A 20,314-nucleotide genomic window follows, 5' to 3' on the forward strand; every position below is an offset into this window, starting at 1 on the left:
GCCTTTTTTAATTCCAGCCTTGCTGTTCAATGACTTTCGCGCCTTTATGGCGCCCTATATTCACCAACCCCTGTCCGTTGCCTACAGCGGCGGAATGGACTCCCATGTCTTGCTGCACCTGCTCTGGCGTCTGCGTGAGCAACATCCTTTCATGCAGATTGGCGCCGTGCATGTGCACCACGGCCTGAGTCCTAATGCCGATCAATGGCAGAGTCATTGCGAAAGGGTCTGTCAGGCGCTGGGAATAGCCCTGACAAGCCGGCGGGTAAAAGTGCTGATGAAGGGCCGGCAAAGTCTGGAAGCTCAGGCCAGGGAGGCCCGTTATCAGGCTATCGACGAGGCGGTTGGGACCGATACCGCCGTGCTGCTGGGCCAGCACCAGCGGGATCAACTGGAGAGCTTTCTGTTGCAGCTCAAGCGCGGTGCCGGGCCAAGAGGCCTGTCGGCCATGGCCGATAGCCAGCGTTCTGGCGATCGGCTGTACCTGCGGCCATTACTGCAGCAGCCTCCTTCGTCGCTCAGACAGTATGCCCAGGAATTCGCTCTGCAATGGGTGGAGGATGAGTCCAACCTGCACACCGGGTTTGAGCGCAACTTTCTGCGCCATGAGATCGTCCCCCTGCTCGAGGCCCGCTGGCCGCATATAGGTTCGACGGTGGCCCGCAGCGCCAGGCTCTGTGCCGAACAACAGACTTTGCTGGATGAGTGTACGAGTGGACATCTGGCCAGGCTCAGGCAAAAGGATGGCAGCCTCTGCTTAAAAGGGTTGGTAGGATTTTCTCTCTCCTGGCAAAGACAAATAGTACGTCTGTGGCTGTTGGACGCAGGATTACCTGTACCCACGGAAAAACAGCTGGAGCAGATAATCAGGCAGGCGATGCAGGCCAGGGAAGATGCTGCCCCCAGTGTAAAGGTGGCTAACTGGCAGGTGCGGCGTTTTCAGCAACGCCTGTATTTAACCGGATCCATCGTCAATACCATGCCCGAGGAGCTGATCTGGCGGGGGGAAAAAGTGTTCGTCCTCCCGGATGGCCGCCGGCTGGAGTTTACACCGGGCTACAAAGGGGGGGAATCCAATGAGATCCTGCTGAATATTGCTCAGGAGGACAGCGTCGCGGTGTGCTTCGCCAGGCTTAATGATCGCTTCACACCCGCAGGGTCTCGTCACAGCAAACCCCTTAAACAATGGCTCAAACTTTGGCGGGTGCCGCCGTGGCAACGTTCGCAACTGCCACTGATCTACCTGAATCACAGGCTGGTGGCGGTGCTTGGCCTGGAGGGGCCTGAACTGGCCGATACGGAGGGGAATAAGCCGGGGTGGCTTCGGATTCGTCTTGCCGGTAGCGGCAAAACCTTGCCGTCATAACCTTGGGCCCATTCAAATCAGCAAATGGGTATCAGGCAGTGCGCATCTGCCGGTAACCTGCCTGTTTGACCCGGTACAGGTTGCCGTCGGCGCGTTCGAACAAATTGAAATGTTCGTCACCGTCCTGGTACTGGCTGGTGCCTATACTGCAACTGACCTGGTGCTTGGCCAACAGCGGCTGGGTGGCAAGGGCCCTATGAATTCGCTGGGCGATAGTCAGCAGAATCTGCTGATCGGCATCTTCGATCAGGCAACAAAATTCGTCCCCGCCAAAGCGGAAGGCAAAATCCGTGTCACGCAAGCAGCCGGCGATAGACTCAGCAGCGGCAACGAGTACTCTGTCACCTTCCTGGTGGCCGAACCTGTCATTGATGGCTTTGAATCTGTCCATGTCGATGACCAGCAGGCCGAAACGTTTTTCTGCTCGTCGTTTGGCGTGGCTGATCTGGCGCAGCAGAGCCTCGTCAAAACTGGCGCGGTTGCCGAGGCCGGTCAGGTGATCCTTGTTGGCCAGACGCTTTAACTGACCATGGGTCAGGCAGTTGCGCAAACCCAGGCTGAACAAGTCCTGCAGCTCCTGGACAAGCTTCAACTCCGACGGCGCAGGCAGGCTGTCAAACTGATAGGCGACCACGGCTTCCAGGTTCGAGTCCCATTGGCAGTGGAACTTCCGGCTGTGCGCCGCCTGCGTGCCGACAAGAACGTTGCCCTGCTGCCAGTGCACTTCTACACCGGCAAGCGGTATCCGCTCCCTTACTTCGTTAAGGTATTGTCTGAGCAGCTCCTGAGTGTCCAGAGTCGTCAGCAGCTTTTTCATCAGTTCCAACATTTCACCCTCCCGCAGCAACTGATCAGTCGCAGTGAAATGGAAGACGCCGTCAACAGATGTGCTATCGTGAATTGAGGTAAGTTGTTCCAATTTCTGCTCCTGGCGTTAACCTGACGGTTTTTCGGCAACCTGTGCTAAATTGAGTTTACTGAGATGGAACTAGCAAAATGTGTGCCTGCATCGTTATTTGAGCCGGTATCTGATTGACAGGGTATTGAATGGAAAGCAACTTTTCCGATATTTTATTGCTGATGGCAGTCGCTATCCTGATGGTCTGGCTGTTCCGTCGAGTCAATCTACCGCCGATTCTGGCCTATTTGGCCGCCGGCGTGGTGGCCGGTCCCGAGCTGCTGAGTCTGTATTCCCATCCACAGAACATCCACTTTATCGCCGAGCTGGGCATCGTCTTCCTGCTGTTCACTCTGGGTCTGGAATTTTCGTTGCCCAAGATGCTGGCCATGCGCCACCTGGTGTTCGGTGTCGGGTTTGGCCAGGTGCTGCTGACCCTAGGCCTTTTCATGGGCCTGTGCCTGCTCGCGGGGACCTCTGTCCGGGAAGCCTTCGTCATTGGCGCCATGGCAGCATTATCCTCGACCGCCATTGTCATCAAACAACTGTCTGAGATGGGGAGCCTGAACACGGGCCGTGCGCAGATGGCTGTGAGTATTCTGCTGTTCCAGGATTTGGCGGTGGTCCCCTTTCTGATTGTTATTCCGCTGCTGGCAGAGGATGTCAGTCAGGGACTGGCCCTGGCTATAGTGACGGCCGTTTTCAAAGGGGCATTGGTGGTGGTTATCCTGCTGTCCGTGGGGAAGTGGTTGTTGCCCCGGATCTTCAGTGAGGTGGCCAGAACACGAACCGACGAACTCTTTGTTCTCACGGCTATCCTGGTGACTCTGATGGCGGCGGGTCTGACCTACAGCTTTGGTCTGTCCATGGCGCTGGGGGCGTTCCTGGCGGGGATGATGCTCAGTGAAAGTCAGTACCGTTACCAGTTGGAAGCCGATATCAGGCCGTTCCGGGATATTCTGATGGGCTTGTTCTTTATTACCATCGGCATGAAGCTGGAATTTGCCCCTCTGTTGCAGGATTGGTACTGGGTGCTGCTGGGCGTCACCGGTTTAATGGTCTGCAAAGTGTTGCTGGTTCGGCTGGCAGCCTGGTTGCTCAGGGAGCCGGCACAGGACGCCTGGGCGGCGGGGATTAAGATTTGCCAGATGGGCGAGTTCAGCTTCGTTCTGGCTTCGCTGGCCATTTCTGAGCAGATTCTGGATCCCGGCTTGGCATCGGTATTACTGTCTGTGGGAATACTCAGTATGGCAGTGACCCCCTACCTGATCACCCACAGCAAACGACTGGCGCAGAATCTGACCCAGCCCCCGCCCACAGAGGATGAGGACATTCCCGCTGATCTCAAAGTACAAAAAGATCATGTGCTGATTTTCGGCTATGGACGGGTTGGCCAGTCGGTCAGTCGGATGCTCAGGGTAGAAGCCATTCCCTATGTGGCTGTCGATGCCGATCCCATCCGGGTCCAGGAAAGCCGCAATGCCGGCGAACCTGTACTCTTTGGTGATGTGGCCAGTAAGGACATTCTGCGGGCAGTGGGAGTAGACAGGGCGAAGATGGCCATCATTACCTTTGATGAGCATATTAAGGCCATCAGTGTGATAGGCGCTGTCATGTCACTCAATCCCGACCTGCCCATCGTGGTCAGAACCCGCAAGGACTATCGCATGGATGAGTTGTACATGGCCGGAGCGTCCCAGGTGGTGCCGGAGATCCTGGAGGGCAGCCTGATGCTGGTTTCCCAGGTGCTGCATCTGTCCGGAGTGCCCATGTCAAGGATCCTCAAGCGGGTCAGGGCCGAACGTAAAGGTCACTATGGCCACATGCACGGTTTTTTCCCCGGCGAAACCACGCAGGTCAATTATGAGAAACAGAGCAAGCTGGAGTTCCTTCATGCGGTAATACTCAATAGCGACGCCTGGGCCGTCGGAAAGCCTCTCAGCCAACTCAATTTCGACAGGGTCAACGTGACTCTCAAGGGACTGAGGCGTGACAATAAAGAAGTGGCTAATCCAGACAATGACCTGCAGCTTAAGGCAAATGACGTCCTGGTCATTTCCGGTAAGCCCAGAAGGGTGGAGCGGGCAGAGCGTTACTTGCTGGAGGGAAGGTGATTTTAGAGCAACTGAGTCCAGTTTCAAACCATCTGACAGGGAGCCTGAGAATGACAAGCCGAATCGGGGATTTTTTCAGTGTTGACTACATGCCTCATGGGCACTGCTATCTTTGGAAGCCGGAAATCCTCTGGCTGAACGTTATCTCCGATGCACTGATCGCCAGTGCCTATTTTACCATTCCCTTTGTTCTCTATCTGTTTGTGAAAAAGCGTGAAGATTTGAAGTTCGGCTGGATTTTCCATCTGTTCTCCGCCTTTATCTTTCTTTGTGGCGTGACCCATCTATTCGGTATCTATACGGTCTGGCAGGGAGCCTACGGTTATCATGGACTGGCCAAACTGGTCACCGCCATCGTTTCGGTGAGCACGGCCTACGCACTCATTAGTCTGCTCCCTAAAGCTTTGGCCTTGCCCGGCCCGGCCGATTACGCCAGGGAAAAGGAACGGGCTTACCGGGCCGAACTGGAAAAGCTGGCCCTGGAAAACGAAAAGGAAAAAATGCAGACGGTGCGTATGGCTGTGGAGGGGTCACCCTTCGGTAAGCTGGTCACCGATGCCAGGGGCGAGATTGTGCTGACCAACAGCGCTTTGTGCGAGCTGTTCGGGTACCAGGAAAAGGAACTGCTGGGCCAGCATGTCAATATGTTGCTGCCACCGGAGCTAAGGGACGGGCACAGACAGCAGGTCGCGGAGATCACGCAGGGACAGCGTAGCGCAGGTTTGATGACATCGCGTCTGGTCTACGGGCAGGCCAGGGATGGGGGGAAGATACCCGTGGAGGTGACCCTGCACCGGGGCGAGTTGAATGGCAAGATAAAGGTGTTTGCCACTGTGGTGGATATCAGTGAACGGCTGAACTACGAGTCCCGACTGCTGGAGGCCAATGCGCGGTTCGAGCGGGTTTTGTCGGGTGCCAGGGACGCCCCCTGGGAGTGGAATGTCAGGCAGGACTCCAACTGGTTCTCGCCAAGGTTTCATGAACTCCTGGGTTGGCCCGGCGACATACCTAAACGGCTTGATACCTGGCTGGCACACATCCATCCGGAACATCGGCAGCGGGTCGAACAACATCTGCAGGATCACCTCAGAGGTAACAGCAAGTATGACATCAATTATCTGGGGCTGGCCGCCGACGGAACCTATCACTGGTTTAATACCCGGGGGGGCAGCGTCAGGGACGAGCAGGGTGAAGTGGTACTGATGTCCGGCGTTATCTCCGATGTTCAGGAAGAAAAGGAGATGGAAGCCGCGCTGCTGGACAAGTCAGAGTTTCTTGAGTCTGTGTTTACCGGCAGTTCCGGAGGTATCCTGGTGTTTGACAAAAAAGACCGGGAACTGGTGGTTTCGGCCGCCAACGAGAGGTTCAGCCAATTGCTGGGCTGTCAGCGCTCTGAAATCGAGGGCCTGAAGCTCAGCACCCTGTTGGAGCGAGGCTACGATGGTGCTCTCAGCAAGTTGAGTTCCCATATTGACCAACTGGCCAGCACTGATACCGGTCGGACTCACAGTCTAATCCATGAGGATCCGTCACACAGTTGGGTGCAATTGGATATTCACCCACTGCAGGATGATTCGGGTCAGATTGATCGCATCATCATCTCATCCAGCGATGTCACCGAATTGAAACTGGCTGAACAGCGTCTGGAGAATACATTGCAGGAAAAGGTCTCCTTGCTTAATGAAGTTCATCACAGGGTCAAGAATAACCTTCAGATCGTCAGCAGCCTGATGGACATTCAAAGCCGACAGGTAAAAGCAGAAGATGTGGCGTTGATGAATGATCTGAAAAACCGGGTCAGGGCCATGGCCCTGATCCATGAACTACTGTACCAGACTGACGATCTCGCCTCGGTCAATCTGGAAACCTATGTGGGTAAGCTGGTGAGCCTCATTGGCGACACCCTGTACCAAGGACAGGGCGATGCCATGAATTGCCAATTGATCACGCCACCGCAGGCTATACAGGTTTCCATCAATCGTATGGTCCCACTGGGTTTGTTGATTTGCGAAGCGGTGACTAATGCTTTCAAATACGCGTTTCAGGAAGGGCAGGGCAGGCTGGAGGTCAATCTGAGCCGGCAGGAGCAGAAAATCTGCATCAGTATCCGGGACAACGGTCCCGGCTTTGATATCCGTCTGTTTGAGCAGGCCAGCCTGTCACGACATCTCGGTTTCACACTGATGAAAACCTTTGCCAAACAGGCAGGATTCGATATTAAACTCAGCGTTGAACAGGGAACCCGTATTGATCTGATCGAGCGGCCCTAGCCGGAGCTTTGCGGGCGCTGCTCCAGCAGATAGGCCAGCAGCTCCGTTAAGGGCATGGGCCTGGCAAAATAGTAGCCTTGCATATTATGCACCCCTTTATCGCGCAGGTAGTCCCGCTGCTCAATGGTTTCAATGCCTTCAGCCGTCATCCGCAGTCCCAGGCTGCGACCCAGGTTGATAATGGCTTCAACCACAATCTGCTGGCGGGAATCCTCACCCAGCCCGCTGACAAAGCTGCGATCGATTTTCAGTTTGGAGATGGACATCTGGGTTAGTTTGGACAGGGACGAGTAACCGGTGCCAAAGTCGTCTATGGCGATGCTGACGCCTGCCTGGCGCAGTTGCCATATCAGCAACGAGGCCTGTTCCGATTGCAGAGTGCTTTCGGTGACTTCCAGCTCCAGTCTCTGCGGCTGTATCTGTGTATCTTCGAGTATTTCCTGGAGCGCTTCGAGAAACTGTGAGTCCTTGAGTTGCTGGCCCGATACATTGACCGCCACTTCTATTTCTTCCAGGCCCTCCCGTTCCAGCAGCTTGAGCAGCATGCAGGCCTCCCGCAACATATGCAGGCCAAGCGCCTGGATCAGCCCGGTTTCCTCGGCCACGGGAATGAAGGAGTCGGGGGGGATCATGCCTGCGTCTTTGTCTATCCAGCGACACAGGGCTTCAATACCCACAACCCTGTGGCTGTGGGCGTCCACTATGGGTTGCCAGTAAGCCTGGATGGCTTTGTCAGACAGAGCCTTGTGCAGGCCCTGTTCGATAAACAGCCTATATCTTGCCCCTTCAACCATTTCCTCTGAATAAAACGTATAAGTAAACTTGCCCTTGCGTTTGGAAGCGTACATGGCCGCATCGGCGTGCTTGAGCAAAGCGGCTGCGTCCTCGACCGTTTCATCGGCGATGGCGACGCCAATACTGCAGGTGACCATCATCTCACGCCCGGCAACCTGAAAAGGCTGCCGGCAGATACCTATAACTTTCTGGGCAAGGTGTTCAAAGCCCTGCCGGTTTTCAATACCCTGCACTATGATGACAAATTCGTCACCTCCGAGCCTGATCAGCACGTCTTCACTGCGTATGATTTGTATCAGCCGCTGGGCAAAGGTCACCAGTAACTGGTCGCCGGGATCATGGCCCATGGAGTCATTGATTAGTTTGAATGAATCGATGTCTATGAAATACAAGGCCGCACCGGTTTGGCTGTTGCAGTCCAGCTCAGCCAGCACCTGATTCATCATGTTCCGGTTACCCAATCCGGTGAGGCCATCGCGATAAGCCATGCGATTCAGCTCGCGCTGGGCTGTTTTCAACCCGGAAATGTCGGTCAGGATCATGATAAAAAGTTCCGGATGATGAGCGGTGGCGGGAATGCGGCTTATATTCTGCAGGGCGTGAAAGTGGCTGCCGTCCTGCCGGTGTACCAATACTTCACGGCGCTGGTTGAGGGCCTGTTTGTCATCGGGACTATGCAGATCCTGCTGGCGGTTGCCGCTGAGTACCCGAAATACAGGTTCTCCGACTATCTCGTCTGCCCTGAAATGGGTTTGGCGGAAAAACGCCTGATTGACCGAGCGAATCGTCATATCCGAGTACAGGACGATGACCGACTCGTCAATGTTGGCGAGAATTTTGGAGGCAGTGCGCAGTTCGTTAACGAAGCTTTCCCGTTCTGACACATCCTTGATGGCGCCGATGCGGATCCTGCCCTCTTCCAGGGTCATGTCGCTGAGATAGAGCTCAATCCATCGTGGGGTTTGGATATCCTGTGTGGCCCTGAGTCTGAAAGTGCGACTGATGGAGCGCCCGTCTCTGAGCAGTTGCTGCAGTTCGGGCGCCTCTTCATCAGCCAGGCGGGAGAAAAAGGCGTTGGCTTCAAGCTCGACACCGGTTTTACCTATCTGCAGCCTGTCGCCGAACACCCCCTCGAGTTGTACGGTGTTATGTTCGGCATCGTATTCCAGTAGGCTAAGCTGAGCAGCCCGGACGGCCGCCTGCAGTCTCTTCTCCGAGCGTTCCGTGATCTTTTCGTATCGGTGACGGGCCAGGGCGGTTTCGATACTGGCTTTGAGTTCGCGGCTGTTGTAGGGCTTGACAATATAGCCGTAGGGCGCTGTCAGACCGGTACGCCGGATCAGGTCGTCACTGGTATAGGCTGTCAGGTAGATGACAGGTATGTGCAAGTCCTGGCCTATTCGTCGGGCGGCATTGATACCATCGCCTCCGGCGCCCAGATTGATATCCATCAATACCAGATCCGGACGATGGGCTTGAGCCAGCTCAAAGGCTTCCTGTTCGGAACTCGCCATGGCACATATCTCATAGCCACTGTCCTGCAGATCCAGCGACAGGTTCAGCGCAATCAACTGCTCGTCTTCGACGATCAATAAGGTACTTCTGTCCATAGACATTCCTTGTGGTTACGGCTGTGAAGGACAGCCTGCACTGCCCCCTTCTCACCCTTAGTGTCACGACGTCATTAAAACTCCCACCGGAGATAATCAATTATAGACTTATCAGATCTCAAGAAAGGCGCGAATTTCGTCCAGACGATTGAGCCCATCCTGATAGCCAAGGTCCATCAAATGCTGACAGAAACGGCCATCAAACAACAGATAGCTGAGCAGGCTGGACTCTGAATCGGGCCTCACACCAAGGAGTTTCATCAGACTGCGAATACCCCACGGCAGGTGGTGATAGTGGCGTGCGGCGATTTCGTTGACATTGAAAGCCGGATTGAGGGCCAGACACTCCACCGGTTTGAGGTGCGTGGCCTGTCGTTGCTTATCGGACAGCAGGGACAGGGTATGGTTGATACGGTGCAGCCTTTCGAGATCAGAATGCAGGGTGTCGGCGAAAATGGTGTCCAGCAAATGGCCGGCAACCACCGCATTATTGGGATAATGGGACAACAGGTGCTTCCTGTCCGGCCTTGGTTGCTCCACCCCGATGATCAGGATCTTTTCTGCCCCCAGATGAATCGGCGTACTCAGGGGGGAAAGCTGGTGGATGGAGCCGTCGCCAAAGTATTCATCGGCCAGTTTGACGGTGGGAAACACCAGTGGAATGGCGGCCGAGGCCATCAGATGCTCCACATTCAGGCTGCTCCTGACGCCGCGGCGTTTTGCCCGTTCCCAATCCGCCAATTGATCATCGCCCTGGAAGAAGCTGATTGAGTTGTTGGTGCTGTAGCTGGAGGCTGTCACACTGATGGCTTTCAGATGGCCAGTGATGATGTTGCGATCGATTCTGTTGAAATTCAACGCCTGGCGCAGCAAACCCCGCAGCGGCTGGTTGTCAAGCAGGCTGGCCGGGCGTCGGGCGATTTGCTCAGACATAAGATTCTGTAGTTGATTTCTGAGCAGGTAACTGAACAGTGGATAAAATTCACTTTCGTAAACCTGCTGGGTGCGGAAGTTTTTCCAGACCCATTCCAGTTTCCTCACGCCCAGGTGGTAACAGGAAGCAAAACAGGCCAGGGCCGTGGCATTGATGGCGCCGGCTGAGGTGCCGCACAGGATGGGAAACGGCAGACTGTGATTGCGTGGCAACAGCCTGGTGATGGCCCGGAGGACCCCTACCTGATAGGCTGCCCGCGCACCTCCTCCCGACAATAGTAACGAAAACCTATGCCGCTCCAGCATGGGATTCCTGGTTGAAATCGATACAGATGCCTTCTGCGGCGGCAAACAGATCCAGATCCATTTCTCCCACCTCGATCACTTCCTGACAATGACGTTCGATGCTTTCGATTTCATCGTCGGTACGGCTGTCGTCATGGCTGTAAAGGGCCAGGCGCCTGGCCCGGCAGGCCATAGCCAGCTTGACGGCCTCTTCGGCGACAGAATGTCCCCAACCGGCTTTTCTGGGCATGTCGGAAATCATGTACTGTGCATCATGGATGATGAGGTCAGCACCCTCGGCAAACTTTGCCCAGTCGAGAAAACCTGTGGCTTTTTTATAGGGGGGATAGAGTTCGTTGTCGGTAATATAGGCCACTTTGGCCCCGTCGGCTTCAATCAGGTATGAGCTGCCGCTGCCCGGATGATTCATGCTGTTGCGACTGATATTGGCATTGCCGAGCTTCCACTGGTCGGTACCCGGTGGAACCGGCCTGATCTCGATATTGGAGGGCAGGGTATGATACTGGACGGGAAAGTAACTACCCATCATCTGCTGCAAAATAGCATTATCCTCCCGGGGGTGGGTTTGTCCGGGTGTAACGTAGATATTGCGCCCCGGTTGATAGATAGGAGCAAAAAACGGAAAGCCCTGTATGTGATCCCAGTGGTTGTGGGTCAGTAGCAGGTGCAGGTCATTTGTTTTATCTGCAAGCTTCCTGCCCAGTGCTTTGATACCCGTTCCTGCATCCAGGATAATATCTGTGCCGTCGTCCAGCTCCACATGCACGCACGCGGTGTTGCCGCCGTAGCGGATAAACTCCGGGCCCGGCGTGGGGATCGAACCTCTGACTCCGTAAAACGTCAGTTTCATAGTATTCCTTCAAGCGCTTCCTATGCAGTTCTGCGGGATTGCAGCCTGGCAACCGTCCCTGGCAAATCGTCTTCTGCGGCCGGTAACTACCCAGGCAGGCGAAGCACACATCTCGATTAGCTTACTCTAATTAAAGCCCGGCCATAAACCAAGTATCCAGTAGAGGCCGGGAATATGATTTTTAACACGTGGGTATGAGGTTTAATGAAATAAAAAAGCGCCTGTCGGCGCTTTTCTTACAGGGCCTGTATAAAGGCCAGGACCTGTTCCAGTTCAAGCAAGTGTTTTTCCCCGCTGCGCCGGCTTTTGTATTCCACCCTATTGTCATCCAGATTGCGTTCGCCGATGACTATGTGATGCGGAATGCCGAGCAACTCCATATCGGCGAACATGACACCGGGGCGTTCCTTGCGATCATCGAACAGCACGTCAATACCGGCTTGGGTCAACTGTTGGTAAAGCTTCTCGGCCGCTTCCTGTATACGATGGGATTTGTGCATGTTCATGGGGATGAGCGCCAGCCTGAAAGGGGCAATGGCGTCGGGCCAGATGATGCCAAATTTGTCATGGTTCTGTTCAATGGCTGCCGCCACAATACGGGACACCCCGATGCCGTAGCAGCCCATGGTCAGCACCTGGTGCTTGCCTGACTCGGTCAGTACGCCGCAGTTCATGGCTTTGGAGTACTTATCACCCAGTTGGAAAATATGTCCCACTTCAATGCCGCGTTTTATCTCCAGTACGCCCCTGCCATCTGGTGAGGGATCGCCGGCTTGTACATTGCGGATATCGGCCACCTGGGGCAGCGCCACATCCCTTTCCCAGTTGATATTGAAATAATGTTTGTCATCCTGGTTGGCGCCGGCGCCAAAATCACTCATCGCTGCCACCGCCCGGTCAACAATCAGCGGGATGGGCAAACCAACCGGCCCCAGTGAGCCCGGACCAGCCCCCAGCGCCGAGCGGATTTCCGCTTCGCTGGCAAAGGTCAGGGGGGTTGCCACCTGAGACAGCTTCTCCGCTTTTACCCCATTGAGCTCATGGTCACCACGCACCAGCAGGGCCACGAGCCCCGCCTCAATATCATCAGAGGCTTTGACGATCAATGTCTTGACGGTCTTTTCGACGGGCAGGTTGAACTGCTCCACCAGTTCGGCAATGGTTTTGGCATGAGGCGTATCCACCAACTGCATCTGAGCGGTGGGCCCGGTCCTTTCTGTGGAGGGGGCGAGGGCTTCGGCCATTTCCACATTGGCGGCAAATTCCGACTCGGTACTGAAGGCGATCGCATCTTCACCGGATTGGGCCAGTACATGGAATTCGTGGGACATGCTGCCGCCGATAGAGCCGGTGTCGGCAATCACAGGACGGAACTCCAGACCCATGCGCTCGAAGATATTACAGTAGGCCTGATACATGTCCTGATAGGTTTTCTCCAGGCAGTCATGGCTCAGGTGGAAGGAGTAGGCATCCTTCATGGTGAACTCGCGTCCGCGCATCACACCAAAGCGTGGGCGGATCTCATCACGGAATTTGGTCTGTATCTGGAAGAGGTTGAGCGGCAGTTGCTTATAGCTGCTGACTTCACGCTTTACCAAGTCGGTGATGACTTCTTCGTGGGTGGGGCCCAAAACAAAATCCCGCTGCTGGCGATCTTTGATGCGCAGCAGCTCCGGGCCGTATTCCTCCCAACGGCCTGACTCCTGCCAGAGATCGGCTGGCTGAACCACCGGCATCAGTACTTCAATGGCACCGGTCCGGGTCATTTCGTCCCGTACAATGCCGGCTACCTTGTTCAGTACCCTCAGTCCGGTCGGCAGCCAGGTATACAGACCTGAAGCCAGCTTTCTGATAAGGCCGGCACGCAGCATCAATTGATGACTGATGACCTCTGCATCGGCTGGGGTCTCTTTCTGGGTCGCTAATAAATACTGACTGCTTCGCATAGTTTTGGTTACCAGGAGGAAAAAAATCGCGTCATTCTATCAGTCCGACTGCAGTGGCTGAAGCCAAAGGGGCGGGATTTTTTAACCTTTTTCTGCAGGCGTTGCAGCGGGCTCTATAGACAGGACCCGATTGACCCCCGCTTCTGCCTGCCAGCGGATGTTGAAGCCGCTTATACGCATACCGAACTCTTCTTGCTTATTTTGTTGTTTGTAAGCCGGGCGGGGATCCTGAGTCAGCACCTCGCTGATTAGCTGTTCCAGCTCAGTAGATTGGCACCGGATCTCTTGTAAATGCCTCCTCGCCTGTTCGGTAAACACTACCTCCATGATGGCCGGGGGGGCGTCAGCGAATCCGGCCTCAGCCTCTGGCAAGGCGTCGGCGTAAGGAAGGTAAGGCTTAATGTCCAGAATCGGCGTGCCGTCGAGCAGATCCATGCCGCGTACCTTTAATAATGGCTTGCCCTGACGCGTGGTCAGCCCGGCAACTTCGACGACCGACAAGCCCATGCCGTTGGGGCGGTGGGTGCTGCGGGTAGCGAACACGCCCAGTTTGCGGTTTCCGCCAAGTCTGGGTGGCCGCACCAGCGGGGTCCAGCCCCGCTCCAGGGTCTGGTGGAACTGGAAAATAAGCCACAGGTGGGAAAACTGTTCTATGCCTCTTAAACAGTTAACATCGTCAAAGGGTGCCTGGAAATGAATCTCGCCTATTGCACTGGGCACCAGCCCAGGCTGCCTAGGAATGGCGAACTTTTCCTGATAGGGGGTCCGGATGAACCCTATTGGACTGAGCTGCATCATGGTCTTCTGTGCGACATAATTTGCAACATTTTCAATTCATTGTCAGATGATTACAAAGTCTTTTGTGGATAAACTGGTCGGGACATTTGAGGCAAGTAATCAAATGCTCATTCCCGGACAATGTTGCCCGCCGACTGGCGGGCTTTTTTTATCTGCCGGACATACCATGCCGGGTCTCCTAACTGCGGACGTTTTATCCGGCTTGCCGCCGGGTTATAGTTTGATGTTGAAATTAACCAAACCGATCCCATATCGGAGCCGACTTCTCTAACTCTTTGATCATTTAAGGAATCTTATGATCTCAGTAAAGAACCTGACAAAACGTTTCGGTGGCTTTACCGCCGTTGACAACCTCTCATTCGAGGTCAAGCCCGGTGACATTGTGGGTTTTCTCGGTCCCAACGGGGCGGGAAAATCTACCACAATGAAGATGCTGACCGGCTTTTTGACCCCGAGCAGTGGGGAGATCCGTATTGCAGACCAGGCAATGGACCAATCCAGCAAGCACATTCAGCAGCGGCTGGGTTACCTGCCCGAAGGAGCGCCGGCATACGGCGATATGACGCCCATTCAGTTCCTTAATTTTATTGCCGATATCCGCAAGCTCAAAGGCAGGGAAAAACAGCAGCGGTTGGACGAAGTTATTGAGCAGGTGGCGCTCACAGAGGTGCTTAATCGTCCCATTGAAAACCTGTCAAAGGGGTTTAAGCGCAGGGTTGGCCTGGCCCAGGCCATTTTGCATGATCCTGAAATTCTGGTCCTGGACGAACCCACAGACGGACTGGATCCCAACCAGAAGCACCAGGTTCGTGAGCTGATCCAAAATCTGTCCAAAGACAAGCTGGTGATCATCTCCACTCATATCCTTGAGGAAGTGGCTGCTGTCTGTAACCGGGCCATGATCATAGCCAGCGGCAGAATGCTGTTTGACGCCACGCCCGAAGCGTTGCAGAAAAAGTCCCGCTATTACCGGGCCATCAGTCTGCATTTTACGCAGATGACGGATATCTCCGGCCTGGCCGAGTTGCCTGGGGTGGCCGACATGGAGGTGGAGCGGCATAGCGGCCGGGTCCTGCTGTTCCCGGAAGGCGAGCAGGAACTGATGCCGGGTGTTTCCGCGTACATTAAAAACCGGGGGTTGCAGGTGGACAGTCTGTACGAGGAACAGGGCCGCCTGGATGACGTATTCCGACAAATGACCGCAGAGGTGAAAGTATAATGGCCAGTACCTGGATTCTGTTTCGGCGAGAGTTCGCCAGTTTTTTCGCCACGCCAGTGGCCTATGTGTTTATCCTGATATTCCTTATGCTGAGCGGCGTGTTCAGTTTCTTTATTGGTAACCTGTACGAAAGGGGACAGGCGGATTTATTGCCGTTTTTCAACTTTCATCCCTGGCTCTATCTGTTTCTGGTGCCAGCCATGGCTATGCGTAGCTGGTCTGAAGAACGCAAGAGCGGCACCATTGAATTGTTGATGACCCTGCCGGTGACGACGTTTCAGGTCATGCTGGGTAAGTTTTTTGCCGCCTGGGCGGTTTTGGGCCTGGCCTTACTGCTGACCTTTCCTTTGTGGCTGACGGTCAATTATCTGGGCAATCCGGATAACGGCATCATCATTGCCGCCTATCTGGGCAGTTGGCTGATGGCCGGTGCTTTTCTTGCCATCGGCATCTGTATGTCGGCCCTGACCAAGAGCCAGGTGGTGGCTTTTATTCTGGCTGTGGTGGTCTGTTTTCTGTTTGTTCTGTCAGGCAGCGGTATCGTGCTGGATTCGTTCAAGGGCTGGATGCCACCGTTGCTGCTGGACACGCTGGCTTCCTTCAGTTTTCTGACCCATTTTGAATCCATGGCCAAAGGGGTCATCGCCCTGAATGATCTTGGCTACTTCCTGATTGTCATCGGGGTCTGGTTATATGCCGGCTTTCTGGCCGTCGAGCAGAAAAAAGCGGAGTAATGCAGATGTTGAACAAATTTTCTTCCTGGCTGGCCGCCATATTATTGTTACTGGTGTTCTTTGTCCTGGTATTGTTGAACAACCAACTCCTCGGATCCGCCAGACTTGACCTGACTGAGAATCAGGTTTACTCGCTCTCAGAGGGGACAGAACAGATCCTGCAGGATCTGGATGAGCCCATTCATTTATACTTTTTCTATTCGGATAAAGCCTCCAAGGGCATGACCAGCCTGCGAAATTACGCCAATCGGGTCGACAGCCTGTTGGAAGAGTATCGCTCCAAGGCCAATGGCAAGATTATCCTGCACAAGGTGGATCCGGAGCCGTTCTCTGAGGCAGAGGATGAGGCTACCCGATTTGGCCTGACGGCGGCCACTATAGGGGCGGCAGGTGATGCTATCTACCTTGGTCTTGCGGCCCGCAATGCCTTTGATGATGAAAAGACCATTGCGTTTTTTGACCCCCAGCAGGAAAGTTTTCTTGAGTATGAAATCAGTAAACTGATTTATCAGCTCAGCGATCCTGAACCGGTCAGGGTGACCCTGATCACTGACCTTGCCGTGCAAGGGGGGCAGAACCCGATGACAGGACGTTTCGATCCGGCCTGGACCAGCGTGGATCAGTTGCAACAGCTTTACCAGCTGGAAATCCTGGGCTCAGATGCCACCAGCTTACCTGAGCAGACGGATGTGTTGTTACTCATCCATCCCAGCAATCTGAGTGAAACCCTGCTGTACAGTATTGACCAGTATGTGATGGGCGGCGGCAAGTTACTGGCGTTTCTCGATCCGCACCACGAATCGGACCCCATGGCCGCTATGGGGGGCGCTAACAGTTCGGATCTGGACAAGTTGCTGTCTGCCTGGGGCATCAAATTTGACGCCCGCCAGGTAGTGTTGGATGCCGCCAGTGGCCTGGATATCCGCACCCAGGCCGGGGTAACCCGGCATTTGGGTTTTTTGGGTCTGGATGCTGCCCAATTGGATAACACAGATGTGGTAACCCGGGGCCTTGAATTGATAAACGGCGCCTCTTTCGGTCATTTCACCCGCGATGAGGGATCCGTCGGCTGGCAGCCTTTGCTGCATTCTTCTGCCAACAGTGCCTTAATGGACGGCGGTCGCTATGCCGTGACCCGGGATGCCAAACAACTGGCCAGCGGTTTTGTGGACAGTCAAACCCGTCATGTGCTGGCAGTGCGGCTGTCCGGAACGGCAAGATCCGCGTTCAGCGAAGCACCCCAGGGCAATGCCAATGAGCAGTTGATGGCCTCTACCGATGCCCTGAACGTGATCCTGGTGGGGGACACGGACCTGCTGACAGACAGATTCTGGGTCAGCCAGGCCAACTTCTTTGGTCAGACCATTGCCACACCTTTTGCCAATAACGGTGATTTCCTGACCAATGCCGTGGACAATCTGGGCGGTAGTACTGCCCTGATCAGTGTTCGCAGCCGCGGTACCTTCTCGCGACCATTTGAAGTGGTTGACGAGCTCACCGTCAAGGCGGAGCAGGCCTTCAGGGATCAGGAACAGTTGCTGCAGCAGCAATTGCAGGAAACCGAGCAGCAACTTGCCCAATTGCAGGGACAACGCAGTGAGGGAGGAGCCCTTGTGCTCAATGCCCAGCAACAACAGGCATTGGAGGAGTTCATGCAGAAGAAGATTGAAATACGCAAAGCCCTGCGCGAAGTCCGGCATCAGCTCGATAAGGATATTGAGAGACTCGGCAGTTGGCTGAAGTTTGTCAATATTGCCTTAGCGCCGGTATTGCTGGTCCTGCTGCTTGGGCTGGTGGCCAGGCTGAGCCGCAAGACAGCGGAGGTGAAGTAAATGAACAGGCATGTGTTGTATCTGTTGTTAATACTGCTGCTGGGCGGCCTGGGTGGGTTCCTGCTTATGCAGAAGGATCAGCAGGTGGGAGGATTGGAGCAGGGACTGTTGTTACCTGAACTGGCAGCCAGGGCCGGTGACCTGGTGACAATCCGGGTTCAGGATGGTCAGGGCCAGAATATAGAGGTGTCTTTGGTTGATGGCCAATGGCGGGTTAGTAGCCATGGCCAGTATCCGGCAGATGAAGAAAAACTCTCCCAACTGCTGACCGAGTTGTTAGAAGCAAAGAAACTGCAAGCCAAGACCGGCCAGGCAGAACATTACCATCGGCTGGGTTTGCAGGATATTGATGCGCCCGACAGTTCAGCCAGCCTGTTGACTATCAGTACAGCGACACAAAGCTGGCAATTGCTGGTGGGCAATGTACCCGCCAGTGGACAGGGGCAGTTTGTCCGTATGGCAGACGGCGGACAGAGTTGGCTGATAGATCAGGGCCTGAGCCTGCCGGTGCTGGCCAGGGACTGGATGCGCCAACCAGTGCTGGACATCCCTGAGGAAAATGTCGCCAGCGTATCCCGCCTGGACGCTAATCAGCGCTGGCAGGTTAAGCGGACAACTATGACGGAGGACTTCCTGCTCGCCTCAAAGCCCGATGGCAGGATGTTGAAATACGCCACCATACTCAACGGCCTGGTGTCTAACCTGACCAATATAAACTTTGAGGATGTGCGCCCTTTGGAGGATAGTTTCTGGCAGAGCCTGACACCGGTTGCCAGCCTTCAGCTCAGTTTGTTTGATGGCACAGAACTGACATTGGAACTGGCGGTGCAGGACGGAAAACACTTCCTGAGGGTCTCTGGCACAGAACAGGGGGCTTACTGGGAAAACTGGCTTTATCAGGTATCTAATTTTACCGCCAGCCAGATCAACAAGGAGCAGGAAGACTTCCTGGCAGAACCGGCGGAGCCTGAGGACAAACTGCCTGTGTCGGTCGAGGAGGGGGACGCACCCCGCTGAGTTTTTTAACAGCATGAAAGGCCTGCATCCGCGGGCCTTTTTTATGTGGGCTTATGGCCGTGGCTAAAACAGCTGTCCAGCATTCTCGCTAATTCCTCATTTCCCAGAACCTGGGTCCTGGCAATATTTCTTGCCGGAATGGATTCAGGATCGCGGTAGCTTTTCAGCGCCTGCTCTACCGCGGACTCTCTCAGCAGATGCAGGATGGGGTAGGGGGCGCGGTTGGTGTAATGGGAAGGAGAATTGTCCGGCTCGCCTTCGAACAGATACTCTGGATGAAAACTGGCCAACTGGTAAACTCCCAACAAGCCGCAGCGCTCAAGAGCCAGATTACCTTCGTTCAATAGCTGGTTGTAGTGTTCAAAGGTTACAAAGGCAGGATAGATTATCAGACTGGTTGCGAATTCTGGCTGCCGGTCGAGAATTGCGCATTCATCAAGCAGCGCATCAATGGCCCTGACTATTTGTGGGTGACGGCAGACGAGATAGCGCGTATTGGCCAGTTCCCGCCTGGCGAAGGGACAAAAATTCAGCCCCACCACTACTGAGCTGACCCAGTTCTGGGTGGCGTTTATCAGTTCATTGTCTGTCGTTGTCATCAACTGTGGTATTTCACGTAAGCCTCAAGGGTATTCTCGATCAGGCTGGCCACTGTCATGGGGCCGACCCCCCCTGGCACCGGCGTAATCCAACCGGCTTTCTGACTTGCTGACTCGAACGCCACGTCCCCGACCAGTTTGCCGTCGTCCATGCGGTTGATGCCCACATCGATTACTATGGCCCCTGGTTTAATCCAGTCTCCGGGAATAAACTCGGCTTTCCCAACGGCGACCACCAGCAGATCGGCTCGTTCCACATGGGCCCGCAAATCCCGGGTGAATTTATGGCATACGGTGGTGGTACAGCCCGCCAGCAGAAGCTCCAGAGACATGGGTCGGCCGACGATATTGGATGCCCCCACGACCACAGCGTCCAGGCCCTTTACCGGTCGTTTGGTGGACTCAATCAATGTCATAATTCCCTTGGGCGTGCAGGGCCTCAGGGCAGGCAGGCGCTGAGCGAGGCGTCCCAGGTTGTAAGGGTGGAAACCGTCAACATCCTTGTGCGGATTGATACGCTCCAGTATCTGCTCTGCGTTGAGTCCGGCCGGTAGCGGCAACTGCAACAAGATCCCATCGACGCTTTCGTCCTGGTTGAGTTCGTCCACCAGTTCCAGTAAGTGCTGCTGGCTGGTGTTCGCGGGCAGGTCAAATGACTTGGAGACAAATCCCACTTCCTCACAGGCGTTACGCTTGCTGCCCACATAGACCTGGGAAGCCGGATCACTGCCGACCAGAATAACGGCCAGACCAGGGGCCCTCTTACCCGAGGCCGTGATTGAGCTGACGTGATTGGCGACATTCTGGCGGATTTGCTGAGCAATTAGTTTTCCGTTGATCAGTTGTGCTGGCATGGGACTCTTTTTCTGCATGAGTGGATTAAAACGCAGCTATTGTCCCACAGAAAGTATTTAAAATGCCATGTCGGTCAGGCATATGACGTTAAACTCAGCCTGTTGCAGTGCCCGGATTCTGCATCCTAAGTACGCGGATCTGCGCTTTTTTGAGCAGCATGGTTTAAATTTGT

The 20,314-nt window shown here is 54.8% G+C and carries 15 protein-coding genes; 7 read left to right on the plus strand and 8 right to left on the minus strand.

Annotated features, from left to right (window positions below; all coding sequences use genetic code 11):
• The first annotated feature begins 19 nt into the window (after window positions 1-19).
• The gene (gene tilS / locus J0A66_RS06430) at window positions 20-1,366 is read left to right on the plus strand and encodes a tRNA lysidine(34) synthetase TilS (RefSeq protein ID WP_206572977.1); all 1,347 of its coding nucleotides are present in this window, start codon (window positions 20-22) and stop codon (window positions 1,364-1,366) included.
• A 31-nt stretch (window positions 1,367-1,397) separates the two neighbouring features.
• Here tilS and J0A66_RS06435 read toward each other — a convergent pair whose 3' ends face one another.
• Window positions 1,398-2,285, minus strand: coding sequence for a GGDEF domain-containing protein (locus J0A66_RS06435; RefSeq protein ID WP_206572978.1), 888 nt, complete (start codon window positions 2,283-2,285; stop codon window positions 1,398-1,400).
• 128 nt (window positions 2,286-2,413) lie between these two features.
• Between J0A66_RS06435 and J0A66_RS06440 the strand changes: the two genes are divergently transcribed.
• On the plus strand, window positions 2,414-4,378 hold the full coding sequence (locus tag J0A66_RS06440; protein ID WP_206572979.1) for a monovalent cation:proton antiporter family protein: 1,965 nt from the start codon (window positions 2,414-2,416) through the stop codon (window positions 4,376-4,378).
• A 50-nt stretch (window positions 4,379-4,428) separates the two neighbouring features.
• Window positions 4,429-6,648 carry a PAS domain S-box protein gene (locus J0A66_RS06445; RefSeq protein WP_206572980.1) on the plus strand — a complete coding sequence of 740 codons (2,220 nt, stop codon included), beginning with the start codon at window positions 4,429-4,431 and terminating at the stop codon, window positions 6,646-6,648.
• Here J0A66_RS06445 and J0A66_RS06450 read toward each other — a convergent pair.
• From J0A66_RS06450 to tsaA, 5 genes are all read right to left on the minus strand, one after another.
• Window positions 6,645-9,053 (minus strand): two-component system response regulator, encoded by a 2,409-nt coding sequence (locus J0A66_RS06450; RefSeq protein WP_206572981.1) that lies wholly within the window; start codon window positions 9,051-9,053, stop codon window positions 6,645-6,647. The genes J0A66_RS06445 and J0A66_RS06450 overlap by 4 nt on opposite strands.
• 111 nt (window positions 9,054-9,164) lie before the next feature.
• Window positions 9,165-10,292: a patatin-like phospholipase family protein gene (locus tag J0A66_RS06455; protein WP_206572982.1), complete on the minus strand. Its 1,128-nt coding sequence runs from the start codon at window positions 10,290-10,292 to the stop codon at window positions 9,165-9,167.
• Window positions 10,276-11,142, minus strand: coding sequence for an MBL fold metallo-hydrolase (locus J0A66_RS06460; protein WP_206572983.1), 867 nt, complete (start codon window positions 11,140-11,142; stop codon window positions 10,276-10,278). The genes J0A66_RS06455 and J0A66_RS06460 overlap by 17 nt, the downstream gene beginning before the upstream one ends.
• A 236-nt stretch (window positions 11,143-11,378) precedes the next feature.
• On the minus strand, window positions 11,379-13,088 hold the full coding sequence (locus J0A66_RS06465) for a proline--tRNA ligase (protein WP_206572984.1): 1,710 nt from the start codon (window positions 13,086-13,088) through the stop codon (window positions 11,379-11,381).
• Window positions 13,089-13,169: 81 nt separating this feature from the next.
• A complete protein-coding gene (gene tsaA, locus J0A66_RS06470; protein WP_241264059.1) occupies window positions 13,170-13,883 on the minus strand; it encodes a tRNA (N6-threonylcarbamoyladenosine(37)-N6)-methyltransferase TrmO in 714 nt (237 codons plus the stop codon).
• Window positions 13,884-14,181: 298 nt separating this feature from the next.
• Here tsaA and J0A66_RS06475 point away from each other — a divergent pair, with 298 nt between their 5' ends.
• From J0A66_RS06475 to J0A66_RS06490, 4 genes are read left to right on the plus strand one after another with little or no spacing between them, the layout of a single operon-like run.
• The gene (locus J0A66_RS06475; RefSeq protein ID WP_206572986.1) at window positions 14,182-15,105 is read left to right on the plus strand and encodes an ABC transporter ATP-binding protein; all 924 of its coding nucleotides are present in this window, start codon (window positions 14,182-14,184) and stop codon (window positions 15,103-15,105) included.
• Window positions 15,105-15,839 carry an ABC transporter permease subunit gene (locus J0A66_RS06480; RefSeq protein WP_206572987.1) on the plus strand — a complete coding sequence of 245 codons (735 nt, stop codon included), beginning with the start codon at window positions 15,105-15,107 and terminating at the stop codon, window positions 15,837-15,839. Before J0A66_RS06475 ends, J0A66_RS06480 begins: the two co-directional genes overlap by 1 nt.
• 5 nt (window positions 15,840-15,844) lie before the next feature.
• The gene (locus tag J0A66_RS06485) at window positions 15,845-17,671 is read left to right on the plus strand and encodes a GldG family protein (protein WP_206572988.1); all 1,827 of its coding nucleotides are present in this window, start codon (window positions 15,845-15,847) and stop codon (window positions 17,669-17,671) included.
• Window positions 17,672-18,688 (plus strand): DUF4340 domain-containing protein, encoded by a 1,017-nt coding sequence (locus J0A66_RS06490; RefSeq protein ID WP_206572989.1) that lies wholly within the window; start codon window positions 17,672-17,674, stop codon window positions 18,686-18,688.
• A 41-nt stretch (window positions 18,689-18,729) separates the two neighbouring features.
• Here the strand turns inward: J0A66_RS06490 and J0A66_RS06495 are convergent, their stop codons facing one another.
• Window positions 18,730-19,287, minus strand: coding sequence for a DUF1415 domain-containing protein (locus tag J0A66_RS06495; RefSeq protein ID WP_206572990.1), 558 nt, complete (start codon window positions 19,285-19,287; stop codon window positions 18,730-18,732).
• The gene (folD, locus tag J0A66_RS06500; protein WP_206572991.1) at window positions 19,287-20,141 is read right to left on the minus strand and encodes a bifunctional methylenetetrahydrofolate dehydrogenase/methenyltetrahydrofolate cyclohydrolase FolD; all 855 of its coding nucleotides are present in this window, start codon (window positions 20,139-20,141) and stop codon (window positions 19,287-19,289) included. The genes J0A66_RS06495 and folD overlap by 1 nt, the downstream gene beginning before the upstream one ends.
• Window positions 20,142-20,314 lie beyond the last annotated feature (173 nt).

Origin of the sequence: Bowmanella dokdonensis, assembly GCF_017254865.1 — a bacterium.
Lineage (GTDB): Bacteria > Pseudomonadota > Gammaproteobacteria > Enterobacterales > Alteromonadaceae > Bowmanella > Bowmanella dokdonensis.